16 protein-coding genes and 2 tRNA genes are annotated in these 18,028 nt (G+C 23.8%); 9 read left to right on the top strand and 9 right to left on the bottom strand.

Annotation, left to right across the window (positions count from 1 at the left end):
- Positions 1-2 precede the first annotated feature (2 nt).
- Positions 3-866, top strand: coding sequence for an RNA polymerase sigma factor RpoD/SigA (locus DM815_RS00505; protein ID WP_110508530.1), 864 nt, complete (start codon positions 3-5; stop codon positions 864-866).
- A gap of 12 nt (positions 867-878) precedes the next feature.
- Here DM815_RS00505 and DM815_RS00500 read toward each other — a convergent pair.
- The 3 genes from DM815_RS00500 to DM815_RS00490 form a co-directional block, all read right to left on the bottom strand.
- A tRNA-Arg gene (locus DM815_RS00500) sits at positions 879-952 on the bottom strand.
- A gap of 37 nt (positions 953-989) precedes the next feature.
- On the bottom strand, positions 990-1,748 hold the full coding sequence (gene tpiA, locus DM815_RS00495) for a triose-phosphate isomerase (protein ID WP_110508528.1): 759 nt from the start codon (positions 1,746-1,748) through the stop codon (positions 990-992).
- A gap of 51 nt (positions 1,749-1,799) precedes the next feature.
- Entirely contained in the window at positions 1,800-2,315 is a 516-nt protein-coding gene (locus DM815_RS00490; protein WP_110508526.1) for a DUF1599 domain-containing protein, read from the bottom strand.
- 39 nt (positions 2,316-2,354) lie between these two features.
- Between DM815_RS00490 and folP the strand changes: the two genes are divergently transcribed.
- The 5 genes from folP to DM815_RS00465 all read left to right on the top strand — a co-directional run bounded on the left by folP (position 2,355) and on the right by DM815_RS00465 (position 7,650).
- Positions 2,355-3,185, top strand: a complete 831-nt coding sequence (gene folP, locus DM815_RS00485; protein ID WP_110508524.1) for a dihydropteroate synthase — start codon at positions 2,355-2,357, stop codon at positions 3,183-3,185.
- A gap of 55 nt (positions 3,186-3,240) precedes the next feature.
- Complete coding sequence (locus tag DM815_RS00480) at positions 3,241-4,008, top strand: diadenylate cyclase (protein ID WP_110508523.1); 768 nt, start codon at positions 3,241-3,243, stop codon at positions 4,006-4,008.
- Positions 4,009-4,036: 28 nt separating this feature from the next.
- Entirely contained in the window at positions 4,037-5,341 is a 1,305-nt protein-coding gene (locus DM815_RS00475) for a UDP-N-acetylmuramoyl-tripeptide--D-alanyl-D-alanine ligase (protein WP_110509350.1), read from the top strand.
- Positions 5,342-5,410: 69 nt separating this feature from the next.
- Positions 5,411-6,415, top strand: a complete 1,005-nt coding sequence (pdhA, locus tag DM815_RS00470) for a pyruvate dehydrogenase (acetyl-transferring) E1 component subunit alpha (RefSeq protein ID WP_110508521.1) — start codon at positions 5,411-5,413, stop codon at positions 6,413-6,415.
- Positions 6,416-6,453: 38 nt separating this feature from the next.
- A complete protein-coding gene (locus DM815_RS00465; RefSeq protein WP_110508519.1) occupies positions 6,454-7,650 on the top strand; it encodes a dihydrolipoamide acetyltransferase family protein in 1,197 nt (398 codons plus the stop codon).
- Here DM815_RS00465 and DM815_RS00460 read toward each other — a convergent pair.
- Together DM815_RS00460 and DM815_RS00455 are read right to left on the bottom strand one after the other, a co-directional pair.
- Complete coding sequence (locus DM815_RS00460; RefSeq protein ID WP_110508517.1) at positions 7,642-8,361, bottom strand: TerC family protein; 720 nt, start codon at positions 8,359-8,361, stop codon at positions 7,642-7,644. The two genes, DM815_RS00465 and DM815_RS00460, sit on opposite strands and share 9 nt — an antisense overlap.
- Positions 8,362-8,365: 4 nt before the next feature.
- Positions 8,366-10,198, bottom strand: coding sequence for an ABC transporter ATP-binding protein (locus DM815_RS00455; protein ID WP_110508515.1), 1,833 nt, complete (start codon positions 10,196-10,198; stop codon positions 8,366-8,368).
- An 88-nt stretch (positions 10,199-10,286) separates the two neighbouring features.
- On the opposite strand from DM815_RS00455, the gene secDF reads away from it, so the two are divergent.
- Both secDF and DM815_RS00445 read left to right on the top strand, forming a co-directional pair.
- Positions 10,287-13,211, top strand: coding sequence for a protein translocase subunit SecDF (gene secDF, locus DM815_RS00450; protein ID WP_110508513.1), 2,925 nt, complete (start codon positions 10,287-10,289; stop codon positions 13,209-13,211).
- A complete protein-coding gene (locus DM815_RS00445) occupies positions 13,208-13,423 on the top strand; it encodes a twin-arginine translocase TatA/TatE family subunit (RefSeq protein ID WP_110508511.1) in 216 nt (71 codons plus the stop codon). Before secDF ends, DM815_RS00445 begins: the two co-directional genes overlap by 4 nt.
- A gap of 26 nt (positions 13,424-13,449) precedes the next feature.
- Here the strand turns inward: DM815_RS00445 and DM815_RS00440 are convergent, their stop codons facing one another.
- Genes DM815_RS00440 through DM815_RS00430 form a run of 3 tightly spaced genes read right to left on the bottom strand, consistent with a single transcriptional unit; the run spans position 13,450 to position 17,363 of the window.
- On the bottom strand, positions 13,450-15,576 hold the full coding sequence (locus DM815_RS00440) for a peptidylprolyl isomerase (RefSeq protein WP_110508509.1): 2,127 nt from the start codon (positions 15,574-15,576) through the stop codon (positions 13,450-13,452).
- 3 nt (positions 15,577-15,579) lie between these two features.
- Positions 15,580-16,857: a hemolysin family protein gene (locus tag DM815_RS00435; RefSeq protein ID WP_110508507.1), complete on the bottom strand. Its 1,278-nt coding sequence runs from the start codon at positions 16,855-16,857 to the stop codon at positions 15,580-15,582.
- An 11-nt stretch (positions 16,858-16,868) separates the two neighbouring features.
- Positions 16,869-17,363, bottom strand: coding sequence for a hypothetical protein (locus DM815_RS00430; protein WP_110508505.1), 495 nt, complete (start codon positions 17,361-17,363; stop codon positions 16,869-16,871).
- Between the two features lie 76 nt (positions 17,364-17,439).
- On the opposite strand from DM815_RS00430, the gene DM815_RS00425 reads away from it, so the two are divergent.
- A tRNA-Phe gene (locus DM815_RS00425) sits at positions 17,440-17,512 on the top strand.
- A gap of 8 nt (positions 17,513-17,520) precedes the next feature.
- Here the strand turns inward: DM815_RS00425 and DM815_RS00420 are convergent.
- Positions 17,521-18,027 carry an OmpH family outer membrane protein gene (locus tag DM815_RS00420; RefSeq protein WP_110508503.1) on the bottom strand — a complete coding sequence of 169 codons (507 nt, stop codon included), beginning with the start codon at positions 18,025-18,027 and terminating at the stop codon, positions 17,521-17,523.
- Between the last annotated feature and the right edge of the window lies 1 nt (position 18,028).

Below are 18,028 nucleotides of genomic sequence, written 5' to 3'. Positions count from 1 at the left end.
ACATGAGACAACTTAAAATCACTAAACAAGTCACAAATCGTGAATCTGAATCTTTAGATAAATATCTTCATGAAATAGGAAAAATTCCATTATTGACTCCAGAAGAAGAAGTTGAATATGCACGTAGAGCGAGAGAAGGAGATTCCTCCGCTATAGATAAACTAGTAAATGCAAATTTACGTTTTGTGGTTTCTGTTGCAAAACAATATCAAAATCAAGGGTTAAGTTTATGTGATTTAATTAATGAAGGTAATCTAGGTTTGATCAAGGGAATATTGAGATTCGATGAAACAAGAGGATTTAAATGTATTTCTTATGTTGTATGGTGGATAAGACAAGCTATATTACAGGCTATAGCAGAACAGTCACGTTCTATTCGTCAACCTACAAATAAATTGGCATTGTTGAACAAAATCCTTAAAACTCTTGCTCAATTAGAGCAAGAACTTCAAAGAACACCTTCTGCAAGAGAAATAGCTGAACATTTAGAAATGAATGAAAAAGAGGTAGAAGAATCTCTAAAAAATTCAGGTAGACATATTTCTATGGATGCTCCATTAATAGATGGGGAGGATTCTAATCTATACGATTTAGTAAAATCTGATGAATCTCCTCGTCCAGATGAACATTTAGAAAAGGAGTCTCTTCGTAAAGATATAAAAAGAATTTTGGAAACTTTAAGTGAAAGAGAGCGTCGAGTTATCATTTTACATTTTGGATTAAATGGATCTCCACCAATGACCTTAGAAGAAGTAGGACAATCTTGTGATTTAACAAGAGAACGTGTAAGACAAATAGAAAGCATAGCCTTAAAAAGATTAAAACATTCTTCTAGAAGTAAAATACTAAAACCTTATTTAGGATAAAAAAAAAAGATGAGACCTCGAAGGGAGTCGAACCCATAACCTTCTGATCCGTAGTCAGATGCTCTATCCAATTAAGCTACGAGGCCAAATATTTTTTACAATCATAAAGATAACAAATAAAAATTAGGATTGAATAATTTTCAAAAAATTTTTCATTTGAAGTGAAGAATTTCCAACAAGTCCACCATCGATATCTTTCTGTAAAAAAAGATCTCTTGCATTCATATCGTTTATACTTCCTCCATACAAAATAGATAAATCATTGGAAACAGTTTCTCCATATTTATTCAAAAATAAGGAACGAATGTATTGATGCATAAGTTGAACTACTTCAGGAGAAGCAGTATTTCCAGTCCCAATAGCCCATATAGGTTCGTATGCTATAATAAAAGAGTTTATCTTTTCTAAAGAAAAATGAAAAATTGTTTTTTCTAATTGTTTTTTTACCGTAAAAAAATGTTCTTCTTTTTTTCTATCTATTCCTGTTTCTCCTATACAGAAAATAATATGAAATCCATATTTTAATGAAATTTTAATTTTTTTGATTAGAATATCATTTGTTTCTGTAAAATATTTTCTACGTTCACTATGTCCTAATATTACTTTTTTAATTCCTATAGATCTTAACATAGATGCCGATACTTCTCCTGTATAAGATCCGTTTTCCATTTGATGGATATTTTGTGCAGCAATACTTAAAGTAGTCCCCTGTAAAATTTGATTTGAAATATGTAAAAAAGGAAAAGATGGAGCAATAATTATTTTTTTTTTGTGATGAATCTTATTTTCATAAATTATTTTTAATAAGTTTCTAAGATAAGAAGTAGTTTCATAGAAATCGTGATTCATTTTCCAATTTGCAATTATAACTTTTTTTTTCATTTTTCAGTTTCTTCTAATCTAAGATGAATTTTTTATAATATAAAAAAAATTTCATTTATTTTTTCTCATATCCTTTCTTAATAAAAGGATTGTTATTTTTAAAATTTTTAAACAAATTATTTCCAATTTTTTAGATAAAATTTTTTCTTTTTTTTTTTTCAAATAGAAAATATATCCTAATATTTTTTCTATTGAAGGGGTCTCCATTTTTTTCTTATATAATTCTATATTTTTTTTCCAATTTTTAATTTTATTAAATTGTTGAATATAAAGACAAATAATCTTAGAATGAGAAATATTTTTTTCAAAATTATGAGAAGTATTTAATTTTATTAGAGTAATGATAATATAATTTATAACATCTATATATGTATCTATCACATTTTCTTCTTTCACTTTTTGATATCCTCTTTTTTGAATATTGTGTATACGAAGTACTTTAATAAAAATTTGATCTATCATAGAATATATTTTTATGATTCTCCACGATAAATCATAATCTTTTAATTTTTTTTTAAATAATTTTTTACATTCTTTTATGATAAAATCAATGGAAATATGATTCATCTCATTTAATTTTAAAAATGAATTAAAAATAGTTTTTTAATGACAATTAATTGTGCAGGAACTTTATTCTCGTTTAAAGAACCAAAAGTTATGGGAATAGTTAATTTAACCCCTGACTCTTTTTATGATGGAGGTAAGTTTCATTCTGAATTCAGTATATTAAAACATGTAGAAAATCTATTAAATGAAGGATCTGATTTCATAGATATTGGGGGTTGTTCTACTCGTCCAGGATCCAAATATCCAACAGAAAAAGAAGAAATAAAACGTATTATACAACCCATTCGTTCTATAATAAAAAAATTTCCAAATGTTAGAATATCTATAGATACTTTTCGAAGTGAAATAGCAAGAATAGCTGTAGAAGAAGGGGCCATAATGATAAATGACATATCTGGAGGTATGCTAGATCCAAAAATGTTCTCCTTATTATCGAAACTTAAAATCCCATATATATTAAATCACATGAAGGGAATTCCAGAGAATATGCAAAAAAATCCATATTATTATAATACAATTATAGAAATAAATAATTTTTTTGCTAAAAAAATTTTTCTATTGAAAAAATATGGAATTAATGATATCATTTTAGATCCTGGATTTGGTTTTGGAAAAACTGTAAAACAAAATTTCCAATTATTAAAACATTTATCTTTACTAGGATTTGGGGATCATTTAATTTTAGGAGGAATTTCTAGAAAATCTATGATTCACAATATTCTTAATATTTCTTCTGAAAAATCTCTAAATGCGACTTCTATCATTCATACATTAGCTCTTTTAAAAAAAATAAAATTGTTACGTGTTCATGATGTAAAAGAAGCCGTAGAATGTATAAAATTGGTACAATATTATAGAAAAATTTTCTAAGTTTTTATTAATAAATTTATATTATCATAATTCCTTTTTTTCATTTTTATATTTTTTGAAAATTTCTTTCATTGATATTTTAGATATTTTTCTAGTAGCTATTATTTTATTCCAGGTATATAGACTTGTTTATAATACAGCTGCTTTAAATATTTTTTACGGAATTATTGCAACTTTTGTCTTCTGGAAAATAGTAGAAGCGTATAAAATGAAACTCCTTAGCATAGTTATAAGCATTTTTTTCAAAGGAGGGTTCTTAGCTTTAATTATTCTATTTCAACCAGAAATAAGAAAATTTCTTCTTATAGTTGGTAGCAGGATTTTTTTTAAAAAATTTATTCTTTCTATTTTTGGAAAATTCGAAAAATCAAGATTTTCCGTGAAAACGGAAACTATAGATAGTGTTGTAACATCTTGTGCAATTCTATCAGGAGACAAAACGGGAGTTTTAATTGTAATTCAATTATATCAAGATATAAAAGAATTTATACAAAATGGAGATGAAATGGATGCTAAAGTGAATAGTCCTATTTTAGAAAGTATTTTTTATAAAAATAGCCCATTACATGATGGTGCAGTAATTATTATAGGGAACAAAATAGTAAGAACAAGAGCCATCCTTCCTGTTTCTTACAATAAAGAAATTCCATCTCGTTTAGGTCTTCGTCATAGGGCGGCTATTGGATTATCCGAAAAAACAGATTCTATTTGTCTAGTTATTTCTGAAGAAACAGGTTATATATCTTATATTAAGGATCAAAAAAGAACAGTTATTACTAATATTAATAATTTAAAAATGAAACTTGAAAAGGATCTTCTTTAAAATTTTTTATCTATTTACTAAAATATGTATGACTATACGAAATTTATATAATTTTTATTCTATTTCCTCTGGAATAGAAATAAATAGTAAAAAAGTAAGAAAAAACTCTATTTTTTTTTCTTTAAAAGGAAAAAATTTTGATGGAAATCAATTTGCTCATGAAGCTATTTCAAATGGAGCAATGATAGCTATAGTAGATAATAGAAAATATTCTTCTCCTCATAAAAATATTTTTTATGTAAAAAATTCCTTACTTTTTTTACAAAAATTAGCTATTTATCATAGATATAAACTAAAAAATATACCTATTATTGCTATTACAGGAAGCAATGGAAAAACCACTACCAAAGAATTATTAACAGCTATTCTTTCTAAGAAATATGAAAATGTTCATTCTACTAAAAACAATTTTAATAATCATATAGGAATTCCATTAACAATGTTATCTATGCATAAAAAAACACAAATAGCAGTTATAGAAATTGGAGCAAATCATGAAAAAGAAATACAAAAAATGTGCTTCATAATTAATCCAGATTATGGATATATAACTAATTTTGGAAAATCTCATTTAGAAGGATTTAAAAATATAAAAGGAATTATTCGTGGAAAATTAGAATTATACGATTTTTTAAAAAAAAACAAAAAGAAAGTTTTTGTAAATGGAGATGATCCAATACAATTAATTAAAAGTATAGGAATTAATAGATATATTTTTTCGGAAAAAGTAGATTCAAATTCAGATATCATAGTTCAATATTTATGGAATAAAATTGGATTAAGATCTATTTTATGTATTGAAAATATAAAAATAGTTTCCCAATTAGTAGGAGATTATAACTTATACAATATAGCTTCTTCTATAACTATTGGAATTTATTTTCAAGTACCTTTAAAAAAAATTAAAAAAACTATAGAAGAATTTATTCCTAAAAATTATCGTTCCCAAATTTTAGAAAAAAAAAATATTAAAATCATTATAGATTGCTATAATGCTAATCCAAGTAGCATGATAAAAGCTCTTACTTTTTTTAATAATAAAATTAAAGGAAATAAAATAGCTATATTAGGTGATATGTTAGAATTAGGAAATTATTCTGAGGATGAACATAAAAAAATTATTTTTTACTTGGAAAAAAGCAATATAAATTCAATATTTTTGATAGGAAAAATATTTTTTAATACGAATATCAAAACTTCCAATAAAATTAGAAAATTTTCTAATAAAAATATATTTATACAATGGATACAAAATGTATCTGTTAAAACAGATTATATACTGATCAAAGGTTCTAGAAAAAATACATTAGAGAGTTTGATTTCTTTTATCTAATTATCTAAATTCTTTGTAGATTTATATGATTAAATTTGTATACGATAACTTCGTAAAGTTATTTCTTTTATGAAAGAAATTACCACAGAAACTTACCTGAAATGGTTTAAAGACATGTTTTTTTGGAGAATTTTTGAGAATAAATGTCGTTCCTTATATTTAAAACAAAAAATTAGAGGATTTCTACATTTATATAATGGACAAGAAGCTATTCCTGCTGGAATAACCCATGCTATGGATCTTTCTAAAGATAAAATTATTACGGCTTATAGATGTCATATATTACCTATTTCTATGGGCGTAGATCCAAAAAAAGTTATGGCAGAACTTTTAGGTAAAGTAACAGGGACCTCCCATGGAATTGGAGGATCTATGCATATTTTTAGTAAAAAACATCGTTTTTACGGTGGCCATGGAATTGTAGGAGGACAAATTCCCTTAGGTGCTGGTATTGCTTTTGCAGATAAATATTTTAATAGAGATGCAGTTACATTAACACTTATGGGAGATGGAGCTGTTAGACAAGGATCCTTACACGAAACTTTTAACATGGCTATGGTATGGAAATTACCAGTTGTCTTTATTTGCGAAAATAACCAATATGCTATGGGAACTTCCGTAGAAAGAAGCACAAATGTAAAAGAAATTTATAAAATTGGCTTATCATATGGGATGCCCTCTTATCCTGTAGATGGAATGGATCCTAAAAAAATAGCAAAAGCAACTTATAAAGCTATTGAATTTGCTAGAAGGGGAAATGGATCTACTTTTTTAGATATTAAAACTTATAGGTATAGAGGACATTCCATGTCGGATTCAGAATTATATCGTAATAAAGAAGAAATTCTTTCATTTAAAAAAAAAGATCCTATTTTAAAAATAAAAAATTTTATCATAAAAAATAAATGGGAAACTGTAGAAAGGTTAAACTTTATTGAAAATAAAATAAAAAAAAAAGTAGATTCCTGTGTTGATTTTGCAGAAAATTCGGATATTTCTTCTATTAAAAAAATGTATGATTCTGTTTATTATGAATCTAATTACCCTTTTTTAGATGAAGTTACACCTACCTGATATTTTTGGTGATATTGTTAAAAAAAAACGTTAAAATAATGGCAGAAATAATATCCATGCCTCAATTGAGCGATACAATGGAGGAAGGAACTGTAATCAAATGGAATAAAAAAGTAGGAGATAAAGTATCAGAAGGAGATATTTTAGTGGAAATTGAAACCGATAAAGCTATTCAAGATTTTGAAACTGATGTAAGTGGATTTTTACTTTTTATTGGTGTAAAAGAAGGAGAAAAAACACGTGTTAATGATATGTTAGCTATTATTGGAGAAAAAGATGAAGATATAAGTTCACTAATAGAAAAACCTAATTTATTATTGAAAATAGAAAAAGAAGGTCATCTAAAAAAGGAAAAAAAAATTGACCATTATCCTGAAAAAAAAAAAAAATATAGAATTTTTATTTCTCCTTTAGCAAAAAAAATAGCAAAAGAAATAGGAATTTCTATAAATAGGATAAAAGGAAGTGGAAAAAATAATCGTATTGTTAAAAGAGACATCGAAGCTTACGAAAAAAAATTAAATACAATAAGAAAATCAAAGGATAAAAAAGAAGAAAAAAAAATAAACATTTCTTCTATTAGGAAAAGAATATCAGAACATTTAATATATTCTAAATTTACAGCTCCCCACTATTATCTTTTCATAGAAATTAATGCAGAAAAAATGATTAAATTAAGAAAAAATTTAAATGATAAACTTTCTACAGAAGAAAAAATATCTTTTAATGATATCATTATTAAAGCCGTAGCTATATCTTTAAAAAAAGATCCAAATATAAATGTTTCTTGGAAAGAAGAAGAAATCCTATACCATTCCTATATTAATATTGGTATAGCGGTAGCTATACAAGATGGATTAATTGTTCCAGTAATTAAAAATGCTGATCAAAAATCATTATTACAAATTTCCCAAGAAATAAAAGATAAAGTATTTCGTTCAAAATCAAGAAAAATACAACCAGAAGAACTAGAAAATAGTACTTTTACAGTTTCTAACTTAGGAATGTATGGAATAGAATTCTTTACTTCTATTATTAATCTTCCTAATTCTTCTATTCTATCTGTAGGATCTATTACAGAAAAGCCTATTATTAAAGATTCCAAAATTGTAATAGGAAATATTATGAAAGTTACTTTATCTTGTGATCATAGAATTATAGATGGAGCTACAGGTAGTAATTTTCTTTCTTTTTTAAAAAAAATGTTAGAAGATCCAATGATCATATTAGTTTAACTTTTTTTTGGATATCCAAGTATAAAAAATTGGAAATAAAAATAAAATTACGGTGATAAATGAAAAAAGGCTTTCTAAAGAAATATTTTTATTTGTATAATATTTTTTTTCAAAAATAGAAAATATAAGTTTTATTCCAAGTAATAAAATAACGGAAAAGGCAGAATCTTTTAAAAAAGGATAAATTTCCATTAATTTTACAACTCCTTGAGTAGTAAATCTCATAGTTAAAATTCCTATGAAAACTCCTAAAAAAATTAATATAAAATTTTCTGAAAAAGCAACAGAAGCAAATATATTGTCAATGGAAAAAGCTAGATCCATTATTTCTATAGAAATAAGAATTTTCCAAAAAGAATCTCGAAATATTCTATTTTTTTTAGAATTCTTTGGAATAAATTTTTTAGAAAAAAAATGACTGACTCCAATATAAACTAAATATATTCCTCCTAATGGTTTTAACCACCAAATTTTAATCAAAATAGAAGCGAATATTAGACTAATTCCTCTAAAAAAATAAGCTCCAAAAATTCCATATTTTAAAGCCCTTTTTCTATCCTCTTTTTTTAACCTCATAATCATAGAGGCTAACATAGCTGCATTATCTATTGATAAAATACTTTCTATTAAAAATAAATTTCCTATAATAGAAAAAGATACTATAGGATTTTCAGTAATATCTGTAATATAACTGAAGATAAAATCTTTCATTTTATTAAAAACTTTGCAGGAAATTATTGTAAGTCCCTTTTTTGGAAATTAAAACATGAGTAGGTCCTTGTTCTATGATCTTCCCTTTTTCTAAAACTATGATATAATCCGCATTTTTTATAATATTAGAAGATAATCTATGAGCTATGATTAATGAAGTACAATTTTTCATCATCTTATTTAAAGAATTTTGAATCATTACTTCTGATTCTGTATCTAAAGATGAAGTGGCTTCATCTAAAATCATAATTGGAGGATTTTTTAATACAGCTCTAGCAATACTAATCCTTTGTTTTTGCCCCATAGATAATTTATTTCCATTATATCCAATAACAGTATTATATCCATTTGGAAGTTTTTTAATAAAATAATGAGCATTTGCAATTTTAGCTGCTTTTATTACAGAATTTATAGATATTTTTTCTTCCAATCCTAATGCAATATTATTTAAAATAGTATCATTAAAAAGAACTGGTATTTGCGTTACCATTCCTAATAACTTTCTATAATCTCTAGTTTTTAAGTAACTAATATTAATTCCATCAATAGTTATTTCTCCAGAAGAAACTTCATAAAAATTAGCAAGTAAATTGGCGATAGTAGATTTCCCACTTCCAGATCTTCCAACTAGAGCTATAGTTTTTCCTTTTTTTAAAGAAAAATTTAAATCCTGAATTAATACTAATTTATTATATGTTAATGAAACATTACGAAATAAAATTTCATTTTCAAAATGAAAAATAGATTTTGATTGTTTTTTATCATGTTGAAAACATTTAGTATTTAATATTTCTACAATTCGTTCTGCAGAAGCCTTCCCTTTTTGAATATTTGATATAGAATTAACTAAATTTTTTGCTGGATTAATAATTTGAAAAAAAAGCCCTACAAAAGAAAAAAGTATTTCTGGAGCCATTCCTTTTTTTTCTAAAAAGAGTTTACCTCCATACCAAACAATCAAGATCATAGTAATAGTACCTAGAAATTCACTAATAGGAGAAGCTAATTCTTTTTTACGATTCACACGTGCAGAAAGTTTTTTTTGACATTCAGATACTTTTTCAAAACGTTTTTGAATCTGATTTTCTGCATTAAAAATATTTATAATTTTTGTAAAATTCAAGGTTTCTTCTATAACCGAAAATAATTCTCCTAATTGATTTTGAGCCCCTCTTGCATCTTTTTTCAAACTTTTTCCTATAATAGAAATTAATGCTCCCATTAATGGAAGTAAAATAAAAGTAAATAAAGTTAACTGATAACTCATAAAAGATAAAGTAAGCAAATGAAAAAAAACCATAATTGGAGAACTAATTATATTTGCTAAAGAATTTACAATAGATACTTCTATTTCATTTACATCATTAGATAATCTTGACATCAAATCTCCATTTTTTTTATCATAAAAAAACATTGTGGGAATAGACAATATTTTTCGATGAAAATCATTTCTAATATTTCTTACAATAGATGTTCTGATTCCTATCATGAAATATTCAGCTAAATATCTAAAAGTATTTCTTAGGAAACAAAGTAAGATAATAAAAATACAAAAAATTCCAAGTGTATTTATTTTCCCGTATTTATCTGATAAAATATTTATGTAATAATGAAAATATTTTTGAATAAAATTAAAGGAACCATCTAAAAAGTTTAAAAATGTTGTTTTATTTTCTTTTTTTACATCAGTAATTTTAAGAAAAATACTTAGTACAGGTGAAATAGATATTATAGATAAAACTGAGAATAAAGAATGTAAAAAATTACACGATATATTTAGAATATAGTGATATTTGTAAGGTTTTGAATAAGACAAAATTTTTTCAAGTGCATTCATTGAATTTGCTTAATCCGCTAAAAGCAAAGATAATTAGAAAATTTTATTCTACTCTAATTTTTATATTTTTACCATAAAAATCATTAGAATGCGTATAAGAAATTTTTTTACAATTTTTACAGTTATTTCATTAACTACCATTTGTTTGTACTATATCTCTTTTAGTTTTTATATTTCTAATTTAGAAAAAAAGGCTTACGTTTATTCTAATGGAAATTTAGAAAAAACAAAAAAATATCTTGAATCTAAAAAAAGAATAGGATTTTTAAAATATAATCATTTTTTTGATAAAAATAAATCCATAAATCTAGGATTAGACTTAAAAGGAGGAATAAGTATGATATTAGAAATATCTGAAAAAGATTTATTAAAAAAGTTTTCTGATAATTCTAAAAATCCTATTTTTTTAAAATCATTGGAAAATGCGGATAAAAAAAAAGAAAAAAATCCAAATACTAATTATATTTCTTCTTTTCTAAACTCTTTTTATCAAGAAAAAAAAAAACAGAACATAGATTTTTCTATTTCGGATTTATTTGGAGTAAGATCTCATATAGATGAAATAAACTATAGTAGTTCCAATAAAGAAATAGAAAAAATTCTTAGAAAAAAAATAGAAAAATCTATTTCTTCCACTTATAATATTCTTAGATCTAGAATAGATAAATTTGGAGTCATTCAGCCTAATATACAACGAATTAATAATTCAAATAGAATTTTAATAGAATTATCTGGAATAAAAAATATTGATAGAATAAAAAATATTTTGCAAAAAAAAGCTGAATTAAATTTTTTTGAAATATATAATTTACAAGAAATTATACCCTACTTTGAAGAGATAAATAAAAAATTTTCCAAAAATTGGAATAAAAAAATAGTCGAAAATGAAGATAAAACTAAAATATTATTCAGAAATAAAATAAATAAAAATCGGTCTTTAATAGATTTATTAAATATCCCTTATATTATTAAATATACTAATAATCCAATAGTAGGGTTAGTAGATCAAAAATCTATGAATATCGTTAATAAATTTCTGAATTCAGATGAGGCTAAAGAATCTTTACCGTATAATTTACGAGATATAAAATTCTTATGGGGATATAAGAAATATCAATATAAAAAAACAAAATTTTTTCAATTATTTTCTATAAAAAAAACAAGTTCTGAAAAAGAAATTTATCCGTTAAATGGAGATATGATTGTTAGAGCATATAAATCTTTTGGACCATTTAATGAAATATCTGTCAATATAAAAATGAATCAGATTGGATCTAGGAATTGGAAAATGCTTACTGAAAAAAATATTGGAAAAAATATAGCTATAGTTCTAGATAATTTAGTTTATACAGCTCCTATTGTTAAATCAATAATACCAAATGGGATGTCTCAAATATCAGGTAGTTTATCTTTGCAAGAGTCCGAAGATTTAGTAAACATATTAAATGCAGGAAGATTACCAACTTCAGTAAAAATAATTCAATCTGAAATAATAGGCCCTTCTTTAGGAAAGGAATCTATACAGAAAGGAATATTATCTTTTTTTATAGCCATATTTTTCGTATTTATTTGGATCTTTTTTTATTATTATATCCCTGGATTATATGCTAACATAGCATTAATTTTTAATTTGATATTTATATTTGGAATTCTTATTTCTATAAATGCTATATTAACTTTTCCTGGAATTTCTGGAATAATATTGACATTAGCAATGTCCATGGATGCTAATGTACTTTTTTATGAAAAAATTAAAGAAGAGATAAAAAATGGAAATTCTATTCGTACGTCTATCAATAATAGCTATTCCCTACGAAAGGGGGCTTTATCTTCTGTTATTGACGGTCAAATAACCACTCTATTATGTGGACTTATTTTATTTTACTTTGGAATAGGTCCTATTAAAGGATTTTCTACGACATTAATTATTGGAATTTTTACTTCCGTTTTTTCTTCTATTTTTTTAGTAAGATTATTCTTAGAATTTCATTTAAATAAGTATAGAAAAATTTCCTTTAACTACCATAAAATATTAATTAATAAAATTAAAAATATTCAATGGGATTTTTTATCTAAAAGAAAATTAACTTATTCCATATCCTTTATTTGTATTATGATTAGTTTTTTTTCCTTTTTTTATAAAGGATTGAACTTGGGAATAGATTTTGTTGGAGGACGTTCTTATCTTATTCGTTTTGATCATAAAGTTATTCCAGATAAAATTTCTTTTCTTTTGTCCAAATCTTTTATAGAAAATGGAATCCCATCATCTCCAGAAGTAAAAACATTTGGAAAGGAAAATCAATTGAAGGTAATAACTAAATACAAAATATGGAGTGAAAGTAATCAAGTAGATAAAGAAATTTTGGAAAAAATGTTTGTAACATTAAAACCTTATTTAGGTCCTATAGATTTTAATAGTTTTAAAATATTAGGAAAAGAAAAACCTTTAGGAATCTTATCTATAGAAAAAGTAGGACCTATTATAGCTAAAGATATTACTAACAATGCATTTATTTCAATATCTTTATCCTTATTAGTAATATTTTTTTACATTTTTATTAGATTTAAAAAATGGCAATTTGGTTTAGGTGCTGTAATTTCTTTACTACATGATACAATTATTGTCCTTGGAATATTTTCTCTTTTTCATAAATGGATTCCTATTCTAGAAATAGATCAAACTTTTATTGCTGCGTTATTGACTATAATAGGTTATTCTGTCAATGATACAGTAGTGGTTTATGACAAAATTCGAAAAATATCAAAAATTAACCCTTCTTCTTCTTTTTATAAAATTATAAATGATGGAATTAATCTAACTTTAACTAGAACTATGAATACTTCATTCATGACTATGTTAGTTATCTGTACTATTTTTTTCTTTGGAGGGACCACTATTCGTGGTTTTATGTTAGCTTTGTTCCTTGGAATAGGTATTGGTACTTATTCTTCTATATTTATAGCATCATCTATAGTATATGATCTATCTAAAAAAATAGAAAAAAAATGATAAATTTTTTATTTATTAGTATTGAAGAAAGTTTTTTTATTATTTTTATAGCTATAATAATATTCGGACCAAAAAAAATACCGTATATAGCTCGTAATATGGGAGATGGAATAAGATATTTAAGAAATGCAAAACATAAAATTCAGAATGAAATAAGAAAAAGTAGTATTGATTATTTTTATGAAAAAAAACAAAAATCTATTAAAAAATAAAGAATTTATTTCTCTATAAAACGTAACTAAATGTTTTTTCTATAATCTTTTATGTTCGATTTATTTATTAATCTCTTTGCTAAAGATTCTATAATTTTTTTTCTCAAAAAAGAATTTAAAACTTCTATTTCATAAGAAAAATAAGAAGGTTTTTTAGAAGTAAAAATATGTTTTAATGGTCTTATAAAAAAAATTCCATTTTTACCAAAAATAGGTTTAGAAGTATTCTTTAATTTTAAAGAAAAAGAAAAACCAACAACTTTAGGTTCTTTATAATTATTAATCATAGAATCATAAAAATTAATTTTGTAATGTTTTTTTATCTTTTTAGAAAAAGAAAATGCTATTTTTTCTAAATTCCCAGAAATAGAATTTCTTTTTACCATATTATAGAATAATTTTTCTATTTTCTTTTTTATAAGAAATGAAGTCAAGTTATTTTTTATTTTTTCAATAGGGAATCCTCTTTTTTGAATCTTTGAAAGATATACAATAATAAAATCTCTATTTGAATTAGATATTATTTTAATGTCTCCTTCTTTTCTTTTTTTTTCAAAAGACCAATTAATAATTTCTCTATCTGCTTCTGTATTTAAATCATTTATTTCCCATTGATTAGATCTAATATTTTTCAAGAATATAGTTTCATATTCTTTTTTTCTTGAATTTTTAATAAATGTATTCAAATTAGAATTCTTATTTTCTATAAGAAATTTTCTAACATTATTAGAAATAGAATTTTCTGTCTTTCTAGATGGAATAAGTGTTTTTATAATTATAGCAAATTGATAAGCAGATTCAGTGGGACTTTTTTTATCTATTCTTAGAATATGATATCCAAATTCAGTTTTTGTCAATCCAATCGCCCCTTTTTTATTTTCTTCATTAAAAATATTAAATGTTCCAACAGAATTTTGTTCTTCATATTTTAACCATCCTAAACTTCCTTGATTTTTTTTTTCATTAACTGTATCATCAGATTTTTCTTGAACCAATAAATCAAATTTAGAAGGATCTTTTTTAACAATATTATATATTTTTTTAGCAATTTTTTCAGCTGTTTTTTCAGTTCTTCTATTAGAAGAACGTATAGCATTTTTATGAGAAATTAATATATGACTTGATAAAACAGAATCAGATATCATTTTTTTACCAATAATTTTTGCTATTACATATGTATTACCTACTTTTACAGGACCAAACATACTTCCATTTTTATTGTTTTGAACAACAAAATTTTGAAAAAAAATAGGAAGATTTTTTTTTAGATAAAAATTGGAATCAAAAGGTTTTTCAGATTGATTTGAAACAAAAATAGAATTTTGATTAGTATACTTAAATTTTTGAAATAATTCTTTCATTTTGTTTTTCATGTCCATCTCATCTTCTAAAGAAGGTTTTGATCGAATAATTGAAAAACTAAGACTTCTTAAGTCTTCTTTTTTATAAAGGAATTTATGTTTTTTAACATAGTCTTGAATCTCAGATTTTCCTAAAGAAATATTATATTTATGTTCTATTTCTGAATAAGGAATAAAAATATAATCAACAATAGAAAAAGAATTTTTTTCTTTATAATTCAATTCCGCTTCTACTAAGGATGTGTTTAGTCCATACATTAGCATTTCTATATATTTTTTTGCAAGAATTCTTTTTGGGATATGATTTTTTTCATAAGACCAAATATTCTTTTCTTCTTCAATTTGAGAATTATTTACAATGGATTTTTTTTCTAATTTTTTTAAATATAATTGAAATTTATTCATATCTAGATTACCATTATAATCCTGAAATTCAGGAATATAACTATATATAGATTGTTTAGATATAGCATTCCAAAAATCTTTTTCTGTAATTTGTAATCCTAATTTTATTGCTTGTTGATTTAATAATTTTTCATGAATTAATAAATTCCAAGCTTCATTTTTTAAGTAAAAATCGGATTCTCCTTGACGAAATCGTTTTAAAAATTGAAAACAATTAACATATTCTTTTATAGAAATATTTTCTCCATTTACTTTACCAACAATATTAGAATTTCTGGTAAAAAATTTAAATAAAATATCTGGATCCAATATAAAAGCCAATAAAGAAATTCCTATAAAAAAAAATAAAATCCATGTATTTTTTCTAATTTTTTCTAAAAAACTCATCTATTATAAATTCTTTTTTCTAATAAATCTAAGAAAAACTTCTTCTATTTTATTTTTAGATACCTTTTTAACTTCAATATACAAAATATCGCCAATAATTATTTTTTCTTCACTATTAGGAATAGATCCTGTATGAAAAACAATTAAACCTCCTAAGGTTTCATATTCTTCAGATTTTGGAATACCTAATTTATATTTTGCGTTAATAAAATCAATTTCTAAACGAGCAGAAAATAAAAATTCATTATCATTCAATTTTTTTTCAACAAATTTAATTTCATCGTGTTCATCTCTTATATCTCCAAGAAATTCTTCTAATATATCCTCTATTGTTATCATTCCAGCTGTTCCACCATATTCATCCAATATTATAGCTATACTTTTTTTTTTCTTAATAAGAAGATCCATTATTTCTCGTATTGGAGTAGTCATGTAAACCAATTCTACAGGTCTAATTATAGATTCTATATTTTTGGGTTTTTTCAAAATTTCTAAATAATGAATATATCCTATAATATTATCTATATTATTTTTATGAATGATAATTTTTGATAGTCCTTTTTCCGTAAATTTATGACGAATTTTATCAATAGAAGAAGTATATATATTGGAAGATACTATTTCTTTTCTTGGTACCATACAATCTCTTGCCTTTTTTTCAGAAAAATCTAAAGCTTTATGAAAAATCTCTACTTCCGATTCTACTATACCATGAATATTATTCTCTATATTTTCTGATACAAAATAAATTAAATCTTCTTTATCAAAAATTTTAGTTCTATTATCTTCTTTTTCTCCAAAAAATTTCAAAAATATATTGGAAATCCAAATAATAGAATTTGTAACAGGAGATAAAAGATTATCTAGAACATATACAGGAACAATAAATAAGCTTAATAATTCATTAGAATATGCGCTAAAGATAATTTTAGGAATAAATTCTCCAACAATAAGAATAATAGTAGCGGAAATTATTGTTTCTAAAAAAAGAAGGAAAAAAAAATTATCGTGAATTAATAACCATTTTGGAAAAATATATAGAAATAATTTCTCCATATGAATTCCATATACGACTAAAGATATGGTATTCCCAATTAACATTGTAGTTATAAATTTTTTTGGTTCTTTAATGCTTTTAGAAAGTAATTTAGAACGAAAAGAATCTTTCTTTTTTTCTAATTCTATTTGAAATAAACTGGAAGAAATTAAAGCCATTTCCATACCGGAAAAAAAAGCAGATAGAAGTATAGTAATAAAAACTATACTAATATGAAAAATCATTAGGAATCCTTTTATTGTATAGGAAGAATACCACTAATATTTTTTAGCTTAATTTTTTTTAGGTCATCAGTAGCTTCCATCCCATTCATAGCTTTTAATACCGTTCCATCGGAACAATATATAATGGTATACTTATTATTAAATATTTTTTTATATTTTTTATTCCAAAATATTTCCTCCGTTTTTAAAAAATCTCCATTAGAATTCATAATAATAATATTTCCTTTAATATGATAAAATATTCTTTCAATTGATTTAACCCAATTTGCACTAAGATAAGTATACTTATTGGTTTTTTTTTCATAAAGAAATAATTTTAATCCATTTGGAAATAATGTATAAATGGAATATTCCTTCATAATTGGAGAATATATAAATGATCGAACAATTCCATTTTCTTTATATAAAATACTTATACGAATAAAAATCCTCTTAGGTATTTCTTTTTTATTTTTTTTAAATTTAAAAAAAATTTCTTTTCTTGTACAAGAAAGAAAAGAAAACACCAATAAAAAAAATATACTTATAAAACTCTTTAGTTTTTTACTTATTATTTTATTATTGTATTTTTGTTTTTTGGTTGGTATCTTAGCTCAGTAGGTAGAGCAAAGGACTGAAAATCCTTGTGTCCCCGGTTCGATTCCGGGAGATACCATTTCTTCATTAAAATCCCAATTCTTTTTTTACATCTTCCGTAATGTCTATTCCTTTATTAACCAAAACACCTTTACCAGGACTACAATCATCAACTCGAACAATAGTTTTATCTTTTTCCATTACTATACTAATAGCTTTTTCTATTTTTTTATAGATTGGGTCTAATAATTTATTTTGTCTTTTGGATAAATCATCTGAAGCTGTCTTTTGATAGGCCTTAGCTCTAGCTTGTAATATTTCTAATTCTTTTTTAAGAATTGGATTTCTATTTTTTTGAAATTTTTCTGCTTTTTTATGAAATTCTTTTGCCAATTTTGCCAAAATATTCTCATGATTTTTACTCAATTTTTCCAATTCTTTCTGAACTTTAGAAAATTCAGGCATTTTTTCTAAAAGAATAAAACTATTAAGACAAACAATTTTTTGATGACATTTTTCTTGAGAAAATAAGGAATTTCCTATTCCAAATAATAAAAAAAACAATAGACAATAAAAAATAGTATTTTTTTTCATA

The organism is Blattabacterium sp. (Cryptocercus kyebangensis) (assembly GCF_003226855.1).
Taxonomy (GTDB): Bacteria; Bacteroidota; Bacteroidia; order Flavobacteriales; family Blattabacteriaceae; genus Blattabacterium.
Note: the sequence above shows the minus strand (reverse complement) of the source record. Positions and strands in the feature narration are given on the sequence as shown.

What these genes read in the sequence shown, in the direction of transcription:
- DM815_RS00505 (WP_110508530.1), top strand. Translation starts at nt 3, where the DNA reads ATGAGACAACTTAAAATCACTAAACAAGTCACAAATCGTGAATCTGAA.
- tpiA (WP_110508528.1), bottom strand. Translation starts at nt 1,748, where the DNA reads ATGAAAAAAAAAGTTATAATTGCAAATTGGAAAATGAATCACGATTTC.
- DM815_RS00490 (WP_110508526.1), bottom strand. Translation starts at nt 2,315, where the DNA reads ATGAATCATATTTCCATTGATTTTATCATAAAAGAATGTAAAAAATTA.
- folP (WP_110508524.1), top strand. Translation starts at nt 2,355, where the DNA reads ATGACAATTAATTGTGCAGGAACTTTATTCTCGTTTAAAGAACCAAAA.
- DM815_RS00475 (WP_110509350.1), top strand. Translation starts at nt 4,037, where the DNA reads ATGACTATACGAAATTTATATAATTTTTATTCTATTTCCTCTGGAATA.
- pdhA (WP_110508521.1), top strand. Translation starts at nt 5,411, where the DNA reads ATGAAAGAAATTACCACAGAAACTTACCTGAAATGGTTTAAAGACATG.
- DM815_RS00465 (WP_110508519.1), top strand. Translation starts at nt 6,454, where the DNA reads ATGGCAGAAATAATATCCATGCCTCAATTGAGCGATACAATGGAGGAA.
- DM815_RS00460 (WP_110508517.1), bottom strand. Translation starts at nt 8,361, where the DNA reads ATGAAAGATTTTATCTTCAGTTATATTACAGATATTACTGAAAATCCT.
- DM815_RS00455 (WP_110508515.1), bottom strand. Translation starts at nt 10,198, where the DNA reads ATGAATGCACTTGAAAAAATTTTGTCTTATTCAAAACCTTACAAATAT.
- secDF (WP_110508513.1), top strand. Translation starts at nt 10,287, where the DNA reads ATGCGTATAAGAAATTTTTTTACAATTTTTACAGTTATTTCATTAACT.
- DM815_RS00445 (WP_110508511.1), top strand. Translation starts at nt 13,208, where the DNA reads ATGATAAATTTTTTATTTATTAGTATTGAAGAAAGTTTTTTTATTATT.
- DM815_RS00440 (WP_110508509.1), bottom strand. Translation starts at nt 15,576, where the DNA reads ATGAGTTTTTTAGAAAAAATTAGAAAAAATACATGGATTTTATTTTTT.
- DM815_RS00435 (WP_110508507.1), bottom strand. Translation starts at nt 16,857, where the DNA reads ATGATTTTTCATATTAGTATAGTTTTTATTACTATACTTCTATCTGCT.
- DM815_RS00420 (WP_110508503.1), bottom strand. Translation starts at nt 18,027, where the DNA reads ATGAAAAAAAATACTATTTTTTATTGTCTATTGTTTTTTTTATTATTT.